This window comes from Methylophilus sp. DMC16 (assembly GCF_056314045.1).
In genome coordinates this window covers 37,148-55,796 of sequence record NZ_JBQUZC010000003.1, presented here as the reverse complement: position 1 = coordinate 55,796, position 18,649 = coordinate 37,148, and the positions used below count along the sequence as shown (strand labels likewise).

Genomic DNA, 18,649 nt, shown 5'->3' with positions numbered 1-18,649 from the left:
GTGCATACAACCACAGCAGCACAGGCAACCGAAACCAGAGCAAATGACCACTCTTCAAAATGACACCTTTCTGCGCGCCCTGTTGCGCCAGCCTACTGAATATACCCCGGTGTGGATGATGCGCCAGGCAGGCCGCTACCTGCCTGAATACCGCGAAAGCCGCAAAACCGCGGGCAGCTTTATGCAACTGTGCCAGAGCCCGGCCTTTGCCACCGAAGTGACCCTGCAACCACTGGACCGCTATCCCCAACTGGATGCGGCCATTCTGTTCAGCGACATATTGACCGTCCCTGACGCCATGGGACTGGGCTTGTATTTTGAAGAAGGGGAAGGCCCCAAGTTTGAGCGGACTTTACAAGAAGAGGCAGACATCCTCAAACTAGAAGTGCCTGACATGGCCAAACTGCAATATGTGTTTGATGCTGTCAGCAGTATCCGTCAAGCCCTGAATGGCCGCGTCCCTTTGATCGGTTTTTCAGGCAGTCCATGGACACTGGCCACCTACATGGTGGAAGGCAAAGGCGGCACCGACTTTTTGAATACCAAAAAAATGGGCTATGCCAGACCCGAATTACTGCACCGCATTCTGGAGATTACGGCGCAAACGGTGACGCAATACCTCAATGCACAGATTGCAGCCGGTGCACAGGCGGTGATGATTTTTGACTCTTGGGGGGGGGCCTTATCGCATCAAGGCTATCAGGAATTTTCACTGCAATACATGCAGAAAATTGTCGCTGGCCTCACTAAAACCGCAGAAGGCAAACCAGTGCCCAGCATCGTGTTTACCAAAGGCGGCGGGTTGTGGCTGGAGTCACAGGCGGCTATTGGTGCCGATGCCCTAGGATTAGACTGGAGCGTGGATCTCGGCCAGGCACGGGCACGCGTGGGTAACAAGGTTGCCTTGCAAGGCAATATGGACCCGGCGATCCTGTTGAGCTCTCCTGCCGCCATCGAAAAAGAAGTCGCACAGATTCTGGCCAGCTACGGTCATGGTCACGGCCATGTCTTTAACCTGGGCCATGGCATCACGCAATGGACCCCCCCGGAGCATGCGGCCTGCATGCTGGAAACCCTACGCAAGCTCAGTCCACAGTATCACGTGTAAAGGCCGTCACCGCACGAGCTTATTGCGGCCAGACTGTGCTGTGATGAGCTCACGAGGCCTTGTTTGGGCGAGGCAAAAACGTGAGACTTGCGCGGGACTGAATCGCCACAAATAGTGATCTCGCACAGTGGCGATCGGCGCGATACCGGCCAGCATAGGCAAATGGCTGGCGTTACCAGGGTCGCCCGCCACCCAAACGGCCTGCCGCGGCCCTAGCTGGCAAACGTGTTGTGTCAACACACTTTCGGTTAACAACTGGTTTACCGCTGTTTGCGGGTCAAAATGCTTGGCCTCTATCAGCTCTTTTTCCCAACTGTCGTCCAACACCTCATACTCAGCAGTGCGCCAGTCAGCCACCATCCAGGCGGGATGCGATAACCGCAGATAAAACATCAAGTCAAACTGGTATTTATTGAGCAGAATCAATTGATCCTGTTTGCTAACCAAGGGCTGGACCTTGGTTGCCAGCAGGAAAGAAGCTGTTTTTTGCGCGTGCTGAATCACCATACCCATGGCTATCACACAGGTCACGGCCGCCGCCAAAAATGTGACCCACAAACGCTTGGGGAAGCGGTGCTGCCAGGCTTGCCGCATACCCATGGCTGTCAAGACCGCTATCGCCGGCAAAACTGGCATGATGTAGCCCAGTGGTTTGGAAACCGGGATCGAAAAAAATAGTAGGATCAATGCCAGCCAACCTACCATCAGCCAGGCCACATCCTGCTGCCGTGAACTCCAGCGCTGGACTTCGTGCTTGCGCAAGCGGGTCAACCACAGAGAAGCGGGCAAGGTCAGCGCCAATAGCACGGGCAGATAAAACCAGAACGGCTGCTGATTGTTAAAGTGCGTGCCGGTAAAGCGCTGCACATGGTGATGAATAAAAAAGTACTCCAGAAAGCCCTTAAACTGCGATTCCATGCATAAAAACCAGGGACTGGCCATCAGAAAAAACAATACCAGCGCTGGCCACCATAAGAAATACTTGAGAGACGCAAGACGGCGACTCACCAGCAGCCAGCCACCAACGACCAGCACTGGCAAGACCATGCCAATCAGGCCCTTGGCCAGAACGCCTCCAGCAGCAAACACCATCGCTATATACAGATATTTCCGCTCCGGCTGGCCTTGTTCAATACTCCAGGTAAATTCTGCCGCCAGTATGATCGTCATGGCAATCATGCTGGCAACCAACATATCCAGATTGGCAAACTGGGCACTGGCAAAAAAGAATGGCTGCGTCACGAGCGCGACAAAAGCCAGTACCGCAGTTTTTTTGTCCAGATGCCTGGCTGTAAACCAATACAGCGCGATCGCCATCAATAAGGCAGCCAGCAAGGAGGCCAGCCTGCTAGCAAGCAGCGAAGGGCCAAACAGCTTGAAACTGGCCGCCGTGATCCAGTAAAACAAAGGCGGTTTATGAAAATATGGCAAGCCATCCAAATGAGGAATCGCCCAGTTTCCAGAGGTCAACATCTCCCAGGCAATGCCGACATAGCGGCCTTCATCCGGCAGAGTAAGTGGCCGACAAACGGCGGCTATGCCCAACCAAAGCAGGGTGACCGCTAACCACAGAAAGTGACTCAAATGACTGTTTTGTTTTATTTGTACTGGCGACATGCCTATCCGCTTGTGATTGATGAACGACTGAATGGCGAGTCAGGATTCATCACACGCTGATAGGCGCCATGTTGATTCCCGACATCCAGCACTCACCAGCAAGGCATATGCCAAATAAAATCACATTTACAATCAACCACCTATAATCAAAACCAATTTACTCTGTGCATTTTTTGCAGGGCTATAAATGCGTTTAATCAGCTGGGTGCACTTTTTGCAGTGCGCTTGGGCACCATCAGCCGAAAAAGGAAAATAAAAAAGCCTGCAATCGCAGGCTTTTTTCAGGCAATCCTCTTTCTACTTCAGAGACATGCGCGACATGGTCTCGTCTTTATCTTTCCATTGATGTTTGAGTGCCCCAAGCACATGCACGATAAATGCAGCCAGCATCAGGTTGGCAAATAACTCGTGAGACTCTTTAAACACATCGCGCAAATCGGCATTATCCAGCCCGCCGAACACCTCCAACCCAAACCACTTCAAGCCGAACTTGCTGTAAAGCGTCATGAGTACGCCGCTCAATGGGATCAAGACCATCAGCAAATACAGCATGTGATGCACGGCTGTCGCCAACTTACGCTCCAGCGCTGAATAGCTGGCCAGCATGGCAGGCGGGGTATGTGTCACACGCCAGTAGACGCGGAAAATCACCAGCCAGAGCAAGGTAAAGCCGATGGACTTGTGCAGATTAAAATACAGGGTCCGGGCTGTGGCCGGCTCATCCATCTGCCAGGTGACGATCCCCAGATCGAACAGATCAAAGGCCGTTTGTTTTGGCCCGTCTTTTGGCAACTCGCCCATGTACCAGCCCAGGGCAAACATGCCAATAATGACCAGTGCGATGAGCCAGTGCAGAATAATCGCCACCTTGGTATAACGCTGGGTTGAACTCATTGAATCTCCTTTGTTGATGGATGTGACCAGCCTGTGACAGTGGTCACTATGACTGCATGCATGAATTGTTTATGATGCATGAATCATTCATGGGTAAGCCGTCATGTTATCAAAAATCAACCGCTTTGGTGTGCGTCTTGTATACGTATTTGTAACGCTGTGTAGCCAGGCCTGGGCCGACGACTTTGAATTTAAACAGGTGGCGGACGGCATCTATGTGCACCATGGCAAGCATCTGGATATTGATGATGGCTATCAGGGCGACATCTGCAATCTGGGCGTCATTATTGGCCAAGAGGCCATTGCCGTGATTGACAGTGGCGGCAGCAAACATACCGGTGACCAATTACTCGCCGCCATTCGCCGCATCAGCCCCTTGCCTATCCGATATGTCATCAATACCCATGTCCATCCAGACCACACCTATGGCAACGCCGCTTTTCAAAATGGCACTACCCACTTTGTCGGTCACGAAAAGCTGGCCACCAACATGCTGCTGCGCAAGGAGCAATATGAAAAACTGAATGCGCGCCTACTGGGGGCTGACGGTGCGGCAAGCCCGACCATCCCCCCGGATACCCTTGTGCATGCTGAGCAGACGCTGGACCTGGGGCACCGCATCCTGCAACTACAAGCGCGCAAGGTGGCCCACACCCATACTGACCTCACTATTCTAGACACGCAAACCAATACCCTGTTTGCGGGCGACTTGCTGTTTGCGCAACGGACGCCAGTGGTAGAAGGCGACCTCAAAGGCTTGATCGCCGTGCTGGAGCAAATCAACCAGCAACCATACTCGCTCATCGTCCCCGGCCATGGGCTAGAGAGCAGCGACCAGAAAACCATCATTGGAAATGCGTTGCGCTACCTCAACCTGTTATTAAGTGATATCAGAAACAGCATCAAAAAAGGCATCAGCATGGAACAAACCATGGACACTGCAGCCGCCTCTGAGCATGACAACTGGGTATTGTTCGACATCGCCAACCGGCGCAATGTCAATGTGGTTTACCCGCAACTTGAATGGGAATAAGTCAGGCTACAAAAACCGCTTTGCCAGCCGAGCTTGTTGCTTCAAACCCAGGTTCACCAGCCTGGGCACCACGCCATTGAGCCAGGCGAAGAAGCTTTGCGGTTGCCCGATAAATAATTCTTGCTGGTCTTTGAGCAGCGCCTGGATGATTTTATCCGCAACAAATGGCGGCTCATCAATGGCTTGGCCGGACGCTTGCCACATGGCATTGGTGCGGTCGTCATTCATGGGGGTGGCAATAGCGCGTGGCGCGATATAGGTGACCCCGATGTTGCTATCGATGAGCTCGCGTCGCAAGGCCTGGCTAAAGCCATGAATGGCAAACTTGCTGGCGCAGTAGGTGGCAAAATGCGGGAACCCCAGCGAACCAAAAATAGAGCCGACAAATGCCAGATGCCCGCGGCCGCGCTGGCTAAAATAGGTGACAAATTCACGGCTTAATACCAAGGTCGCCGTGACATTGGTATGAATCATGTTGTCAATGTTCACTTCGGCCTGCTTGGCAAACTCGGTGAACTCAATGATGCCAGCATTATTAATCAGCAAATCGACATGCCCCATCTCGCGCAAAGACTGCGTGAGCACTTGACTGGCCATATTCGGCTGCGCCAGATCGGCAACCATAATGTGCGCCTTGCCACCCTGACTGGTAATTCTTTTTTGCAAGACATGCAGCTTGACCGGATCTCGGCCAACGAGTCCGACGACGGCCCCTCTTGCACTCAACGCAAGCGCAAGCACCGAACCGAGGCCGCCGGTTGCACCGGTCAATACCACATGTAAATTACGCAACTCCATGACTGATGGCTCCTAAGCTGCCTGGTGCAGCGTGTGAATAATCGCCGCTTGTGCCGCGACATGTTTAAAGATCTCACCATACAAGCGGTAAAACCGTTTGGCCGCATGAATGATCGCTTGCTGGTCTTCTACGTTGGTCACTTGATTCATGAGACTTTCGTAGAAAGTGACATGGCTAATATCCAGCGACCCATGCGAAAACAGGTAGCTAAAGGCTTTTTTGGGCAACTGCAGGGCCTGCATGATTTTTTCGCCGGCCTGGGTGGCCACCGCTGTGCTGGTGCCTTCAAGCACTAACACCATGCCAAAAAAGCCCAGTGGATTCACGCGGTGTATCATGTCGTAGGCATAAGCCACCATCACCTCGGTTGCATGGCAAGCGGCATCTTGCTCGGTTGCACTGTGACGCACAGACTCCTTGTCACCACCGCAGGCTTCAATATCATTCAGCACCCATTCCTGATGCCCCATTTCTTCTTCGATATATTCACCAATCGCGGTCCGCAACCATTCATACTCACCGCTCAACCGGCCGCCGCAGGCCATCAGTAACGGCGTGGTGTGTTTGACGTGATGATAGGCTTGCGTCAGGAAAGCACGATAGGTTTCCAGGGTGATGTTGCCCTGTGCGCCTTGTTGGATCAAGGGCAAAGTCATTAAGGTGTTGCGCTCCGGCTCAGTGGCGCTCAATAATTGCTGATAAAAACTCATGCGGAAATTCCTTCATAAAGGGCGTTGATTTCTGCGGCATACGCGGCAGAAATCACATCGCGTTTTAAACGGCCATTGGCCGTCAGTTGTCCGTTTTGTGGGGTAAAGGGCTGCTTGGCATATATCACATCGCCCACTTGCGCATAATCAGGCAAGCCCTGATTCGCCCGTGCAATGCCTTGCGCCACTTGCGCCTGACTTGCCTGTGGTGCAAGCACCACCACCGCCACGTTATACGGCCTCGCTTCTCCAAACACACAAGCCTGTAACAATCCGGCCTGCTGAATCAATGTCGTTTCGACCCACTCTGGCGACACGTTGCGCCCGAATGAAGTAATAAACAGATTTTTTTTGCGGCCAGACAGGATCCAGTGACCTTCGGCATCCTGGTAGGCCAAATCGCCGGTCGGCAAGTAACCGTCCACATCAAGCGCTGGTTCAGTGATCGTCCCATCTGCCGCCATATACCCAGCGTAAATGGCTCCTTTGACCCACAACTCGCCATGGCTATCCACGCGCAATTGCACGTGCGGCAAGGGCTGACCAATACTGCCGGGCTGATTGCCCAGTGGGGTATTCAGTGTGACCACCGAGGCACATTCGGACAAGCCATAGCCTTCGTATACCGGCAACCCCAGTGCATGTGCCTGTAACAGCAGCGCTGGCGCCACCTTGGCGCCCCCCACTGCGACAAAGCGCAACTGAGCCAGGGCCGACTGACCGGCTTGCAGGCAAGCCACCAGCGCACGCAACAACTCTGGAATCAAAATGGCCGTGGTGGCCTGGCTGGCTTGCAGGCCATGGTAGAGCTTGAAGATATCAAACTGGCTACCGCTAAAGCCAACGGCCTCGCAGCTGTAGACCACGACGGTGGTGCCAGAGATCAGGCTGGCATAAACGCCGGCGACATTTTCCAACAAGGTCGCCAGTGGCAACACACAAAAATGGCAGTCATCGTGGCCCGGTTTGACCAGTGCCCGAATCGAACTGGCAACTTGCCACATGTGGTCTTCGCTCAGGCAAACACCTTTGGGCGCGCCGGTCGTGCCAGAGGTATAAGTAATTTTGGCCACAGGCGCCGCCCTGTCATGCGCCTGCACGCGAAGCACCGTGACCATTTTGTCGGCCACCTGCCATTCAGCAACTAGCGTAGCCTCGGGGAACAGGCCTAGCCAGACTGCGGGCGCATCGGTCAACACCAGGCTGACGCCTGCATCCAGAATGGCATGCTGCTTTTGCGTCGCAGAGAAAAAGGCGGGCACCGGTACATGGGTCCAGCCCGCCGCCAGTATCGCCAGATCCAGCACGATCCAGGCCGGGCTATTATCAAGCGCCAAGGCGACACTGGCTTGCGGTGTCAACGTCATCAACGCCGAAGACACGCGCGTGATTTCTTTGGCAAGGGCAGCATAGCTCAGTTGCGTCTGTGCGCCCTGTAAGGCAATCTGCTCGGGAACTTGAGCCGCCTGCGCTTGAATTTCGTTCAATATCATGATCGGGGCTTATAAAGGATCAGCCACACCACGAATCGCCACAATTTGCGGGATATGTTTGTAGTAGCTGCCCCATTTTGCACGTTCTTGCGCGTCCAGACGATCAGGATTCGCCGCCGCTAATGGATATAAGTCTCGCCCGCCCTTGATCAGGCCATTTTGCAAACTGTGATGTGCGGTCGCAACGCCCCAAGGTAAATTCATACTCAGGCTATGTTGAATCACATGCGCAATCAGCACGCCGGCATTACGCGGATTGGCCACCGCCAGGTTACCAAAATAGGTGATTTCCTCACGTGCAATGTCGCGGCCAAGCTGGCGCGACATCAACTGCTCAATCGGCTCATCAATATACTGCTCGAGAAACAGACGGCCATAGGCGGCATGATGCAAACCAAAGGCGGCCATCAGCACACCACTGGCATCCCGCAAGGCCACCAGTTGCGGCATAAACTGGCTGACTTCTGCACCATAAATCTGTTTAAACACCGCAGCAATAAAGGCCTCCACCTCCTGACGGCATGGGGCCCCCTGCTCGACCAGGTGTCCGGTAATTTCATTGACCTGATAACGCTTGGCCTGGGCAAAGTCTCTCAGCTCATAGGCAGAGGCCGCGTGATAAAATGCTGTGTTTGGTTCTGAATGTAACATGTCAACCGTCTCGCAAAGAATGCTCTTGGGCTTTCATTTGCAATCCTTATGCCAGATCAATTTATACTTATAAATCATCATCTTAATCAAAAGCCACCCCGCGAACCCCTGCATATTTTGCAGACTATTAAAGGCTGTGTATTCAGCTTCTGCACATTTTGCACAGGCTGATCGTCTATGAGCTGGCGCAGCCCTGTCAAGGATACAGTGTTTTCCCAATGCAAATCAGTCGTTTATCTTAGTATTAACGACGTGTACGGGAATGTGGCACACGGTTTGCATTTCATGTCCACGTTTTTGAAAACAAGAGACGCACGTCCAGCCCATCGTGCGAAGATGGATAAAAACAGGCATACACACTAAGCGATGAATACTCAAACAATAACGCAACCCTGGTTACCTGAACCGACCTTGGCCATGCTGTGGAAAGCGTGGCTGCTCTCCGCCATGGTGATTGTCTGGCTGGCCAATGGCACAAGCATAGATCTCTATCTGGCCGACCAGCACTTTGACTTTGCTCAACAGGCCTTTAGCCAAAAGCATGCTTTTTTTTACGAAACCATCATGCATGAATATGCCAAGCATCTGCTGACCTTGCTCTGGCTCACCCTGTTGTTGATCAGCAGTGTGCCGGAACGCTGGGTCGGCAAGCGGCTGACTGCCTCCATGCGCTATAAATTACGCTGGATTCTTTTTTTGGCCTTGCTCAATGCGCTGCTGGTCTCTGGCCTCAAAAATCAAATGCCGCATGCTTGCCCCTGGGATGTCGTGCGTTATGGCGGCGAGCTACAGTGGGCGCCTACATTCAGCAGCCATGCCGGGATTGAAGAGGGACACTGCTTTCCAGCCGGACATACCACCAGTGGCGTCTGGCTGTCGGCGCTCTGTTTGTTGTGGCTGCCGCACGCCCCGCGTAAAGCTCTGCTGGTGGCGCTATCTGGCCTGGCCGTCGGCTTAATGCTGGGTTGGGCGCAACAAGTCAGAGGCGCCCACTTTTTATCGCATACCCTGACATCGCTTTGGCTGATGTGCAGTTGGCTATTGCTGGTCCTTACTTATACCAAGAGTCGTATTGAATGAAACTATTTGCAAACCTCAAGCGTGCTTTGTACGTACTGTTTACCCCCCAAATCTGCCTGATTTGGGCCGTCAGCCTGTGGTTGATGCTGACCAGCAACCATGCGCTGTTTAGCCATATCCTGAATCTCTACCCCTGGAACGCAGAAAATGCAGGCTTTATTATCAGCTTGAGCCTGTTTTTCACGTTTAGCATTACCTGGTGGCTCATGCTGTTGAGCCATGGCAAATCTGCTCGCTGGGTGTTGGCGGTGATTGTGTTGTCTGCCGCCTGGGCCGCGTTTTATATGGATGAATTCGGCGTGATTATTGACCATGTCATGCTGGACAACGCCGTCAAAACAGATGCACGTGAAGTCATGGGACTGTTATCGTGGGGCTTTTTCATCAAAATGCTGTTGCTGGGTGTGATACCGGCACTGGTATTGATCAAAGCCGTGCCTGCCCGTTTTTTTGTGCGGGATGCGCTTAGCATTCGCCTCAAACAGATCGGCCTGTTGATGTTGGGCATGGTCCTGGTAGTGATCCCCTGTAGTGCAGATTACGCGACCTTTATCCGCGAACACAAACTGGTACGCATGTATGCCAACCCCACCTTCTTTCATTACTCGCTGGTGAAGTGGGCCTCGAAAAAAGTGTTTACCCGCAGTATTACCGGCTTGCAGAAAACCGCGGTAGATGCGGTCAATGTAGGGGAGCCGCGTCACCATGAACTGATTATTATGGTGGTCGGTGAAACCGCCAGATTCGATCGCTTTTCATTGAACGGCTACCATAGGCTGACCAATCCCAGACTGAGCAAGGAAACCGTACTGAGCTTTAAGCAGGTGACCTCTTGCGGGACGTCCACCGCAGTTTCCGTACCGTGTATGTTTTCTTTGCTGACGCGCAAGCAATATGACGAGGAGAAAGCCTTGCATATGGAAAATGCACTGGACGTCCTGCAAGCGCATGGCGTAAGCGTACTTTGGCGTGACAATAACTCGGATTCAAAAGGGGTGGCGCTGCGCGTACCGTATGAGGATTTCAAATCACCAATACACAACCCGGTCTGCAGTGATAACGAGTGCCGTGACATTGGCATGCTGAGCGGCCTGGACAAATTTGTCGCAAAAAACAAAGACAAGGATATTCTGATCGTGCTGCATCAGATGGGTAATCACGGGCCGGAGTATTACCGTCGCTATCCCGATGAATTCAAACGGTTTACGCCCGTGTGTAAAACCGGTCGCCTGTCGGAATGTACACAAGAAGAAATTGACAACTCTTACGACAATGCCATTTTATACACCGATTATTTCTTATCTGAAGTGATTCAGTTTCTGAAAAAATATGACGACCAGCGTGAAACAGCAATGCTCTATGTCTCTGACCATGGTGAGTCATTAGGCGAACACGGGATTTACCTGCATGCGGCGCCCTACATGATTGCGCCGCAGCAGCAAACACATGTGCCGGCCATTTTGTGGCTGGGGCAGCATTTTGACTATCAGCTGTCGCAAGTGACCCCTTATGAAAACTATCCACTCAGCCACGACGATTTGTTCTGCACACTGCTCACCGCCTACGAGCTGAAATCAGAAGTGTGTCATGCCGAATTTAGCTGGTTGGCACAAAACCGTGAATTGATCGAGGAACAAAGAAAGCACCTGATCCCACAACCGGGGCAAGCTGCCATCCCGGCAAACTAATTCGTATCACACCTGATCGTGGGCGCATCCGCGCTCACTTTGCCGGAGGACAGCCACAACACGGGTTTGACACGCTCATCCACATGGCAGGCATCAATGTAGCCGACGGCGCCATCGGTTTCAGCCACGTAACGGATCATCGCTTCTTCGGATTGCACCGTGTATGGCGGCTGCACTCCGTGGAAGTAGAGCCCGTTCCAATAGTTGATTTGTGAGCGCGGCGTACTATGCAATATCCATTGTGAAAACTTGAGCCGCAGTGGGTGCTCACTGTGCAGATTGACAGGATGCAGCGCCTGCCCATGCTCGGCATACAGTTTCTTGCGCCAGAAAATCAGGCCCAGCTCATCGGCATGGATGCTGGGGGCCAGCCCCGCTTGTGCAGGCACAATCACGGCAATAGGCCGGTTGTCGTCTGCCGCCTGTACGCTTGCCGCCATGAGCATCAGCATGCTCAGCAGACTGACGAGTCTACGCAGGCGATGATGTCTTTGCTGTAACAACATTAAAACATCACCGCAAAAGAGGTTACAAACCCGCGCGGCACATCGCTGTACTCCCCGCTGCCCCCAATAAACTCAAACTTGAGCAACTGGTTGGGTTTGACGCGCTTGGTCATGCCTAATACCCAGCGGTCTGCATTTTTGCTTTCCACTTCATGCAGCGTTTCCAGGCGGGTGATCCAAAACCACTCCTGACCTAGCGCATAGGCACTCTGCACGTAGCCGCCGCTGCCACCGTCATCGCCCGCCGTGGTTCTGCGCTCATACACTTCACCGCTAAACTCCCAGCGGTTGAGTTCAAGCAAAAAATCCAGGCCAAAGACATGATACGTGGGTGAGCCCGCATAGTTTTTCTGATAGCTCATCACATTGAGGCCCAAAGTATTTAAACCAGCATTGGCGCCGGTCAGGCCTAAAATGTTGTTGAAGGCGACGCGGGCTCCCATGACATCACGAAAGATGATTTCGTCGCCATCCTGATGCTGATCCTTGAGGGCTTCTGCATATACCTGATACTCAAGATCTACTTGCTTGACCGGCAAACTGCCAAACAACATGGCACCGTTGATGCCATAAGGGAACATGCGGCGCGTGACCAAGGGCCGGCTGGCGGTCCATACCAGCGGCGGCGCATGCAGTTGGTTCCAGCGTCCGGCAGGGGTTAGAAAACGTCCCAGCCTGACATTGGCTTTGTCATTCAGGTTGTAATCAAAATAAAAACGCTCGAGGTCAACGTAGCTTTTTTTGGTATTGACACCCTGATGATGGTCGTAAGAAAGCGGGTCTTCCAGCTCCAGCTCGCTAAAAAACTTGACGCGGCCCCCTTGGTCCCAAGTGGTGATCATACTGATTTGATTCAGCGTAAACTGGGTGGATTGCGTGCGAGGGACGCGAATGTCAGCACTGGTGTAGCCCCCCACATGAAACGCATTCCAGAATGCATCCAGGTCTTCGGCGGCCACCGGCTTGCATAGCATACTCAGGCTGATTACACTGAGCATGACTCGAATACTGAGCACAACCCGACTGAAGCTGTTTAACATATCTGACCCATGATGATCGTCCCGGCTAAAACCATTTGATGCGTATTTTCTCACATCTGCCGCGCTTGCAAACGCCACTCACCATCCGCAAAATGCTTTTAATTGTATTTTTGCTGGCGGGCCTGTTGCCGGCACTCATGGTTAGCCTGATCAGTTTTTACCAGGCAAGGCAGGCGCTACGCGTAGAAATCAAGCACGACCTGCAAACCACCGGTAAAGCAGTTGCCGAGCACGTCGACCGGGTGTTGAACGAACGTGTACAGAACGTCCGCAGCTGGAGCCAGCTTGGCATCATGCAAGACTTGCTCATAGAAGACATTGATAAACGCTTGTCGATGTTTTTGGCCGAGACGCGTAAAAGCTACGCCGAGCAATACCTCAGCCTGGATGTCATTAACCTCAAAGGGCATGTCGCGGCTTCCAGTGAGCCCGCACATATTGGCCAGCCCCTGGCAATTCCGCCTGAATGGATGCGGTTCCAGGATGATGACCAGGTAATCACGCTTTACCGGCTGGACCATCAGCAGCTCATGATTTCGGCCCCCATCCTGTCGCAGAATACCCTGCAACCGCTTGGCACCCTGGTCGTCACCTTTAACTGGCGCGTGATTGAAAATCTGCTCGACCATGCAGCCCAACACAGCACCGAGCTGGCCTTGTTTGATCAAAAATTAAACCTGTTGGCTCAATCCAGCCACTGGTCCGATCAACAGCATAGCCTGCATGCTCAGGCACCGCTGATCAGCCGCCTGCCGTTACAGGGCTGGCAGGTACATCTGAATAAAGATCACGATGAAGCCGTCGCGCCTGTGCATAGGCTGGGGATGATTTTTATTGTGGTGCTGGGGGTGACGCTGGTCTGCTCCATCCTGCTGGTGCGCCCGATCGCGCAAAACATCAGCCGACCACTGGAAGCTTTGACCCGTTATGTACAACGCTTTCGCCAACTCGACGCCATTGCCCCGGTCTCCAGCGGGCCGGTCGAGGTGCAGTCCTTGCACCAGGCGTTTACCGACATGGTGGCAGAGCTCGCCGCCTCGGAGCAGCAACTGACACGCGCGGCCAAGCTGGCGGTGGTCGGTGAAATGGCAGCGGCCATGAGCCATGAAGTCCGCACCCCCTTGGGTATCATGCGTTCGTCCGCAGATGTCTTGTTACGCGAACCGAATCTTTCAGAAGATGGCCGAGAAGTGCTGGGCTTCATTATTTCTGAAACCGAGCGCCTGAACAAACTGGTCAGCACGCTGATAGACTCTGCCCGTCCGCGTGCGCCCAGTAAAATCCCGCTCGACCTGCAAGCACATTTGCAGCATGTGATCGCCCTGCTGCAGGCGCAGGCACAATCCAAACAATTGACCTTGTCGCTCTCTGCCTCAGCGGCCGTGGTGGTGGAGGCGGACCAGGACCAGATGACGCAGGTCCTGCTCAACCTGCTGATGAACGCCATCCAGATTTTGCCCAAGGGGGGCCACATCGCCCTCAGCTTGTGGTCAGATGCGACACATGCCCATATTTCGGTGGCAGATGATGGGCCAGGGGTGCCCCCTGCACAACAAGCCCATCTGTTTGAAGCCTTTTTTACGCAACGCGCGGGCGGCGTCGGGCTGGGCCTGGCGGTGGTCAAACAAATCATGGAGACCCACGGTGGTACAATCCAATACTCAACCAGCCCCTGGCATGGGGCGCAGTTTAACCTGACCTTGCCACTCGCAAACCCTTGATTATGTCCAGTCCACAACACACCATTTTAGCCGTTGACGATGAACCCCATATGCGCAGGCTGCTCGAAATCAGCTTGCGGCAAGCCGGCTACAAAGCGCTTTCGGCAGGCAACGGCCGCGAAGCGCTCGAGCTTGTCCAGCAACAGCAGATTGACTTGGTCGTGAGCGACCTGCATATGCCGGGCATGAGCGGCTTACAGTTACTTGAGGCCTTGCGCAAGCAATTTGAGCGCCTGCCATTCATCATGGTCACCGCCCAGGGCGAAATCAAAACCGCCGTCGAAGCCATGAAGCTGGGCGCCAGTGATTATATTTTGCGTCCGTTTGAGCTTGAAACATTGGAAATCGCGATTCAGAAGGCACTGGCAATCAACCGGATTCAACTGGAAAACTCGTTTTTCAAGGAGAGCAGACAACCCACGGTCACCGGCCTCATCGGCGATAGCGCGCCCATGCAGTCGCTCAAACAAATGATCCAGCAAGTGGCGCCGGAAAGGGCCACCGTGTTTATTGTCGGTGAAACCGGTACCGGCAAAGAGCTGGTCGCTAAAGCCCTGCATGATGCTTCGCCCAGAAAAACCGAATTATTTGTTGCAGTGAACTGCGCAGCGATCCCGGCAGACATTCTTGAGTCAGAATTATTTGGTCATGAAAAAGGCGCATTTACCGGGGCGGTGAAAGAGCGCGTTGGCAAGTTTGAGCTGGCCAATGGCGGCACGCTGTTTCTGGATGAAATCACCGAAATGCCGATTCAACTGCAGTCGAAACTGTTGCGCGTATTGCAGGAGAATGTGGTGGAAAAACTGGGTGGCAACCGCCAAATCGCGCTTGATGTGCGCGTGGTGGCGGCGACCAACCGCGACCCCATGCAAGCCGTCAAAGAAGGCAAACTGCGCGAGGATTTGTATTACCGGCTCAACGTGATTCAACTGCAAGTGCCGCCATTGCGCGAGCGGGGAGAAGATGTCGGCTTGCTGGCAGCGTATTTTTTGGCTAAACGCCACGGCCAGCTCAGCGAAAGCGCACGCCTGTGTTTGCATCAATATCGCTGGCCGGGCAATGTCCGTGAGCTGGAAAATATTCTGGAGCGCGCCGCGATTCTGGCAGGCAGCCAAACCATCCAGCCCCAGCACTTACCGGCGGACATTGCGCAATCGCCCGGCCTTGGCCCGGCTTCGTCCACCGCCAATCTAGACACGTCCGCGACACCGGTAGAAAATGACCTCTCGATTCCGCGTGCCACGGAAGCCATTGAACGCCGCTTAATTCTCAAGGCACTTGAAGCCTGCCAGGGCAACAAAACCAAAGCCGCCAAGCAGTTAGAGATTAGCGAGCGCTCACTGTGGAACAAACTGAACCAGTACGGCCTGCGTTAATCGGCCATCCTCAACCCTGAGCGGTCCACAAGTAGGCATCCATGGCCAGAATGCCATAGGTGGTTTCGGGCGTGTAGCGTTGCGCAGGTCCACACACCGTTCCAGGCGCCGTGCCCGACACACTGCCTGCGGCGACGAATAGCGGCATCAAATGATCTTCGGTGGCATGCGCTTGCCGTGCCCAGACACATTCATTGCGGTAATTGCACAGCGAGTCCCATTGCTGTTGCGCAATGCGTGCCGCCATCCAGTCGGCAAATGCATGCACATAAGCCAGCGGCGGTGCATTGCGATCTGCGCTAAAAAAATCCGATAAATTATGCGTGATGGCGCCTGAGGCGAGGATCAGGATATTTTGCGCATGCAGCGCTTGCAAGGCCTGACCCAGCGCAAACTGGGCAGCAGGCGAGCTGCGGCTCTGGATTGAAAGCTGCGTCACCGGAATATCGGCTTGCGGATACATGAGCATCAAAGGCACCCAGGCGCCGTGATCCAGCCCCCGGTCAGGATGCGCTTGTACAGGTAAATCATGCGCCTGCAGCAAAGCGAGCACTTGCTCCGCCAACCAAGGCGCGCCTGGTGCCGGATAGGTTTGTGTATACATGGCCGGGGGAAAGCCCGCAAAATCATACATGGTCTCTGGCTGGCTAGCTAGGCTCAGCGTTGGCACACGCGTATCCCAATGCGCAGACACCACCAGGATCGCCTCAGGCCGGGGCAAACTGGCAGCAAGCGCGGCCAGCATTTGCCCGGTCAGGCCCGGCGCTAACGCCAGCGATGGCGCGCCATGCGAAACAAACAAAGTGCTCATATCAGCTTTGGCTGTACCCTAGCGGCGACGATGATCAACGCTCAACGCCCCAGGCCCGAACGCAACAACCATCAACAAGCCACCGACGATGGTCAGGTTTTTCAAAAACATGATCTGCTGGATTTGGTCTGCCATATTGTTGTGAAACATGAACGCGGTTGCCACGGTAAATACGGCAATTCCCGCTGCGGCCAGACGGGTTTGATAGCCAACCAGCAAGGCGATGCCCAGTACCAGTTCGACAAACAAGGCAATCGCATAAGCCACCTCAGGCATAGGCGCGCCGACACTTTGAATATAGCCGATGGTTCCGGCGGGATTAGCAGCTTTGCTCAAGCCACTGATGATAAAAATATGTGACAACAAAATACGGCCGGTCACACTGGCGGCAGATTGCAAAGCATTCATGGGTAGGCTCCTAAAAGCGTGTGCAGAGGAATCTGCCAGCACGCATCTGATTAAAAAAGTCGGGCTCATCCGGCTCACTGACAAAACGCATTGTATGCCCGCGCCATAAAAATGATAATTACCCTATAATGCGTAAAACTGTCTCATTAAAGTTGACAATAAATGACCTCTTTTGAAGATTTGCATTTCTTTGTCGAGGTGGTGAAGCATGGCAATTTCACCACCGCGGCGCACTCGCTGGGGATTTCCAAACAGCTGGTGAGCCGGCGCATTATTGCGCTGGAAGCGAGATTGGGCATGCGACTGCTGCAACGCACCACCCGCAAACTGTCTGCCACCGAAACCGGCAAAGTGTTTTTTCAGCGGGCGCAAACAATCCTGCAAGCACTGCATGAAGCGGAGCTGGAGGTCAGTAACCGCTCAGGCGATCTGCGCGGCCTGCTGAAAATTTCCGTGCCCCTGTCTTACGCCAGCTTGCGCCTGGCGCCGGCTTTAACCGCATTCATGCAACAACACCCGCAACTGGAAATCTGGCTGGATGCCGATAACCGGCATGTGGATATGGTCAGCGAAGGCTATGATATGGTGATACGCGTGACTGACCAGCCAGAGGAAGGCATGGTGGCACGCAAGCTGGAAGACGCCGCGATGAGCTATTGCTGCAGCCCGGCGTATATTGCACAGCATGGCATCCCATCGACCCCGCAGGCGCTGGCCAAGCATATTTGCCTCACCCATCGCGCCAGCGAGTGGCAGTTTGTCGAGCATGACCAGATCCACCGCATCCCCATCCAGCCCAGGCTCAAGTCCAACCACGGCGAAGTCTTGCGTGATGCTGCCCTGGCCGGGCTCGGGATCACCGGGCTGCCGGCGTTTTATGTGGCAGCCGACCTGCAAGCAGGCCGCCTGGTGGAAGTGCTGGCCGACTACCGGCGGCCGCAGGGGGGTATTTACGCCATGTACCCTTATCACAAACAGGTCTCAGCCAACACGCTGGCCTTGATTGAGCATTTGCGTCAATGGCTGCAAGCACCGCCTGCGGGGACAGCGATCACTGCGGTAACATAATGCGCTTGCCGCCATCCACACTGTAGCCGCCTGGACCAAAGGCAATCACAATCAGCAAACCACCGACGATGGTCATGTTTTTAAGAAACATAATGACTTGCAGCGGGTCGGCCATATTGCTGTGAAACACCAGCGCAGTGACAAAGGTAAACAGCGCAATGCCAGCCGCAGCCAGCTGTGCACGAAACCCCAGCAGCAAGGCAAGACCCAAGCCAAGCTCAACCACCAGCGCCACTGCATAAGCCAGCTGCGGCATCGGTAAATGCGCACTTTCGATATAGGCCAGCGTGCCCGCAGGATCCAGCACCTTGCCCACCCCACTCACAATAAACACCAACGATAACAACACACGCCCCAACAAACTGATCCAACGTTGCCGTACATTCATCTTGATCGCTCCTTATCATTATTTGGATTGCGCAAGCGTCGCCCGCCCCCATGACTCCACCGGCCAGTGCATTGCGGCAATCTTAACCCGCGGCGCAGCTCAAAACCGAATACCGGTGTATCACATTTGTTACTCTGCACCATTCAGCACAGAATTACCAGCACCCATTGACATTAAATAATTACAGTGTTAACTTAACATTGTTACATTTCATTTCAGTGGTCAGCCATGCCCCCCAAGGTTAAGACAGAAGTCGAG

18 protein-coding genes are annotated in these 18,649 nt (G+C 53.9%); 7 read left to right on the top strand and 11 right to left on the bottom strand.

The features are described from left to right. Window positions 1–43: 43 nt before the first annotated feature. On the top strand, window positions 44–1,108 hold the full coding sequence (hemE, locus tag ACT53D_RS11715) for a uroporphyrinogen decarboxylase (RefSeq protein ID WP_379073361.1): 1,065 nt from the start codon (window positions 44–46) through the stop codon (window positions 1,106–1,108). Window positions 1,109–1,114: 6 nt separating this feature from the next. Here the strand turns inward: hemE and ACT53D_RS11710 are convergent, their stop codons facing one another. After that, on the bottom strand, window positions 1,115–2,725 hold the full coding sequence (locus ACT53D_RS11710; protein WP_476156354.1) for an ArnT family glycosyltransferase: 1,611 nt from the start codon (window positions 2,723–2,725) through the stop codon (window positions 1,115–1,117). Between the two features lie 297 nt (window positions 2,726–3,022). Further along, window positions 3,023–3,619, bottom strand: a complete 597-nt coding sequence (locus ACT53D_RS11705; protein ID WP_194749732.1) for a cytochrome b — start codon at window positions 3,617–3,619, stop codon at window positions 3,023–3,025. 103 nt (window positions 3,620–3,722) lie between these two features. On the opposite strand from ACT53D_RS11705, the gene ACT53D_RS11700 reads away from it, so the two are divergent. Continuing rightward, entirely contained in the window at window positions 3,723–4,652 is a 930-nt protein-coding gene (locus ACT53D_RS11700) for a quinoprotein relay system zinc metallohydrolase 2 (RefSeq protein ID WP_476156352.1), read from the top strand. Between the two features lie 6 nt (window positions 4,653–4,658). Here ACT53D_RS11700 and ACT53D_RS11695 read toward each other — a convergent pair whose 3' ends face one another. The 4 genes from ACT53D_RS11695 to ACT53D_RS11680 are packed head-to-tail and all read right to left on the bottom strand — an operon-like array spanning window position 4,659 to window position 8,305. Further along, window positions 4,659–5,450, bottom strand: coding sequence for an SDR family oxidoreductase (locus ACT53D_RS11695; protein WP_476156350.1), 792 nt, complete (start codon window positions 5,448–5,450; stop codon window positions 4,659–4,661). 12 nt (window positions 5,451–5,462) lie between these two features. Beyond that, entirely contained in the window at window positions 5,463–6,161 is a 699-nt protein-coding gene (locus tag ACT53D_RS11690; RefSeq protein ID WP_476156348.1) for a TenA family transcriptional regulator, read from the bottom strand. Continuing rightward, window positions 6,158–7,654, bottom strand: a complete 1,497-nt coding sequence (locus ACT53D_RS11685) for an AMP-binding protein (protein ID WP_476156346.1) — start codon at window positions 7,652–7,654, stop codon at window positions 6,158–6,160. Before ACT53D_RS11685 ends, ACT53D_RS11690 begins: the two co-directional genes overlap by 4 nt. Before the next feature lie 9 nt (window positions 7,655–7,663). After that, entirely contained in the window at window positions 7,664–8,305 is a 642-nt protein-coding gene (locus ACT53D_RS11680; RefSeq protein ID WP_476156344.1) for a thermostable hemolysin, read from the bottom strand. A gap of 366 nt (window positions 8,306–8,671) precedes the next feature. On the opposite strand from ACT53D_RS11680, the gene ACT53D_RS11675 reads away from it, so the two are divergent. Together ACT53D_RS11675 and ACT53D_RS11670 are read left to right on the top strand one after the other, a co-directional pair. Beyond that, window positions 8,672–9,385 (top strand): phosphatase PAP2 family protein, encoded by a 714-nt coding sequence (locus ACT53D_RS11675; protein ID WP_476156342.1) that lies wholly within the window; start codon window positions 8,672–8,674, stop codon window positions 9,383–9,385. Then, on the top strand, window positions 9,382–11,073 hold the full coding sequence (locus ACT53D_RS11670; protein WP_476156340.1) for a phosphoethanolamine transferase: 1,692 nt from the start codon (window positions 9,382–9,384) through the stop codon (window positions 11,071–11,073). The genes ACT53D_RS11675 and ACT53D_RS11670 overlap by 4 nt, the downstream gene beginning before the upstream one ends. On the opposite strand, the gene ACT53D_RS11665 is transcribed toward ACT53D_RS11670, so the two are convergent. Both ACT53D_RS11665 and ACT53D_RS11660 read right to left on the bottom strand, forming a co-directional pair. Then, the gene (locus tag ACT53D_RS11665; protein ID WP_476156338.1) at window positions 11,070–11,579 is read right to left on the bottom strand and encodes a hypothetical protein; all 510 of its coding nucleotides are present in this window, start codon (window positions 11,577–11,579) and stop codon (window positions 11,070–11,072) included. The two genes, ACT53D_RS11670 and ACT53D_RS11665, sit on opposite strands and share 4 nt — an antisense overlap. Beyond that, the gene (locus tag ACT53D_RS11660; RefSeq protein WP_476156336.1) at window positions 11,579–12,619 is read right to left on the bottom strand and encodes a hypothetical protein; all 1,041 of its coding nucleotides are present in this window, start codon (window positions 12,617–12,619) and stop codon (window positions 11,579–11,581) included. The genes ACT53D_RS11665 and ACT53D_RS11660 overlap by 1 nt, the downstream gene beginning before the upstream one ends. A 38-nt stretch (window positions 12,620–12,657) precedes the next feature. On the opposite strand from ACT53D_RS11660, the gene ACT53D_RS11655 reads away from it, so the two are divergent. Further along, window positions 12,658–14,340 (top strand): sensor histidine kinase, encoded by a 1,683-nt coding sequence (locus ACT53D_RS11655; RefSeq protein WP_476156334.1) that lies wholly within the window; start codon window positions 12,658–12,660, stop codon window positions 14,338–14,340. A gap of 2 nt (window positions 14,341–14,342) precedes the next feature. Then, window positions 14,343–15,716, top strand: a complete 1,374-nt coding sequence (locus tag ACT53D_RS11650; RefSeq protein ID WP_379073350.1) for a sigma-54-dependent transcriptional regulator — start codon at window positions 14,343–14,345, stop codon at window positions 15,714–15,716. 10 nt (window positions 15,717–15,726) lie between these two features. On the opposite strand, the gene ACT53D_RS11645 is transcribed toward ACT53D_RS11650, so the two are convergent. Together ACT53D_RS11645 and ACT53D_RS11640 are read right to left on the bottom strand one after the other, a co-directional pair. Then, entirely contained in the window at window positions 15,727–16,527 is an 801-nt protein-coding gene (locus tag ACT53D_RS11645; RefSeq protein WP_476156332.1) for a dioxygenase family protein, read from the bottom strand. 18 nt (window positions 16,528–16,545) lie between these two features. Next, window positions 16,546–16,935: a DoxX family protein gene (locus ACT53D_RS11640; RefSeq protein WP_476156330.1), complete on the bottom strand. Its 390-nt coding sequence runs from the start codon at window positions 16,933–16,935 to the stop codon at window positions 16,546–16,548. A gap of 162 nt (window positions 16,936–17,097) precedes the next feature. On the opposite strand from ACT53D_RS11640, the gene ACT53D_RS11635 reads away from it, so the two are divergent. Further along, window positions 17,098–18,003 carry a LysR family transcriptional regulator gene (locus ACT53D_RS11635; protein WP_476156328.1) on the top strand — a complete coding sequence of 302 codons (906 nt, stop codon included), beginning with the start codon at window positions 17,098–17,100 and terminating at the stop codon, window positions 18,001–18,003. On the opposite strand, the gene ACT53D_RS11630 is transcribed toward ACT53D_RS11635, so the two are convergent. Beyond that, window positions 17,987–18,391, bottom strand: coding sequence for a DoxX family protein (locus tag ACT53D_RS11630; RefSeq protein WP_194749749.1), 405 nt, complete (start codon window positions 18,389–18,391; stop codon window positions 17,987–17,989). The two genes, ACT53D_RS11635 and ACT53D_RS11630, sit on opposite strands and share 17 nt — an antisense overlap. Window positions 18,392–18,649: the final 258 nt, after the last annotated feature.

Excerpts from the sequence above, each read along its gene's own strand:
- ACT53D_RS11675 (WP_476156342.1), top strand. The coding sequence starts at position 8,672 with ATGAATACTCAAACAATAACGCAACCCTGGTTACCTGAACCGACCTTG.
- ACT53D_RS11635 (WP_476156328.1), top strand. The coding sequence starts at position 17,098 with ATGACCTCTTTTGAAGATTTGCATTTCTTTGTCGAGGTGGTGAAGCAT.
- ACT53D_RS11710 (WP_476156354.1), bottom strand. The coding sequence starts at position 2,725 with ATGTCGCCAGTACAAATAAAACAAAACAGTCATTTGAGTCACTTTCTG.
- hemE (WP_379073361.1), top strand. The coding sequence starts at position 44 with ATGACCACTCTTCAAAATGACACCTTTCTGCGCGCCCTGTTGCGCCAG.
- ACT53D_RS11685 (WP_476156346.1), bottom strand. The coding sequence starts at position 7,654 with ATGATATTGAACGAAATTCAAGCGCAGGCGGCTCAAGTTCCCGAGCAG.
- ACT53D_RS11640 (WP_476156330.1), bottom strand. The coding sequence starts at position 16,935 with ATGAATGCTTTGCAATCTGCCGCCAGTGTGACCGGCCGTATTTTGTTG.
- ACT53D_RS11700 (WP_476156352.1), top strand. The coding sequence starts at position 3,723 with ATGTTATCAAAAATCAACCGCTTTGGTGTGCGTCTTGTATACGTATTT.
- ACT53D_RS11660 (WP_476156336.1), bottom strand. The coding sequence starts at position 12,619 with ATGTTAAACAGCTTCAGTCGGGTTGTGCTCAGTATTCGAGTCATGCTC.
- ACT53D_RS11680 (WP_476156344.1), bottom strand. The coding sequence starts at position 8,305 with ATGTTACATTCAGAACCAAACACAGCATTTTATCACGCGGCCTCTGCC.
- ACT53D_RS11650 (WP_379073350.1), top strand. The coding sequence starts at position 14,343 with ATGTCCAGTCCACAACACACCATTTTAGCCGTTGACGATGAACCCCAT.
- ACT53D_RS11645 (WP_476156332.1), bottom strand. The coding sequence starts at position 16,527 with ATGAGCACTTTGTTTGTTTCGCATGGCGCGCCATCGCTGGCGTTAGCG.
- ACT53D_RS11655 (WP_476156334.1), top strand. The coding sequence starts at position 12,658 with ATGCGTATTTTCTCACATCTGCCGCGCTTGCAAACGCCACTCACCATC.
- ACT53D_RS11670 (WP_476156340.1), top strand. The coding sequence starts at position 9,382 with ATGAAACTATTTGCAAACCTCAAGCGTGCTTTGTACGTACTGTTTACC.
- ACT53D_RS11705 (WP_194749732.1), bottom strand. The coding sequence starts at position 3,619 with ATGAGTTCAACCCAGCGTTATACCAAGGTGGCGATTATTCTGCACTGG.
- ACT53D_RS11695 (WP_476156350.1), bottom strand. The coding sequence starts at position 5,450 with ATGGAGTTGCGTAATTTACATGTGGTATTGACCGGTGCAACCGGCGGC.
- ACT53D_RS11690 (WP_476156348.1), bottom strand. The coding sequence starts at position 6,161 with ATGAGTTTTTATCAGCAATTATTGAGCGCCACTGAGCCGGAGCGCAAC.
- ACT53D_RS11665 (WP_476156338.1), bottom strand. The coding sequence starts at position 11,579 with ATGTTGTTACAGCAAAGACATCATCGCCTGCGTAGACTCGTCAGTCTG.
- ACT53D_RS11630 (WP_194749749.1), bottom strand. The coding sequence starts at position 18,391 with ATGAATGTACGGCAACGTTGGATCAGTTTGTTGGGGCGTGTGTTGTTA.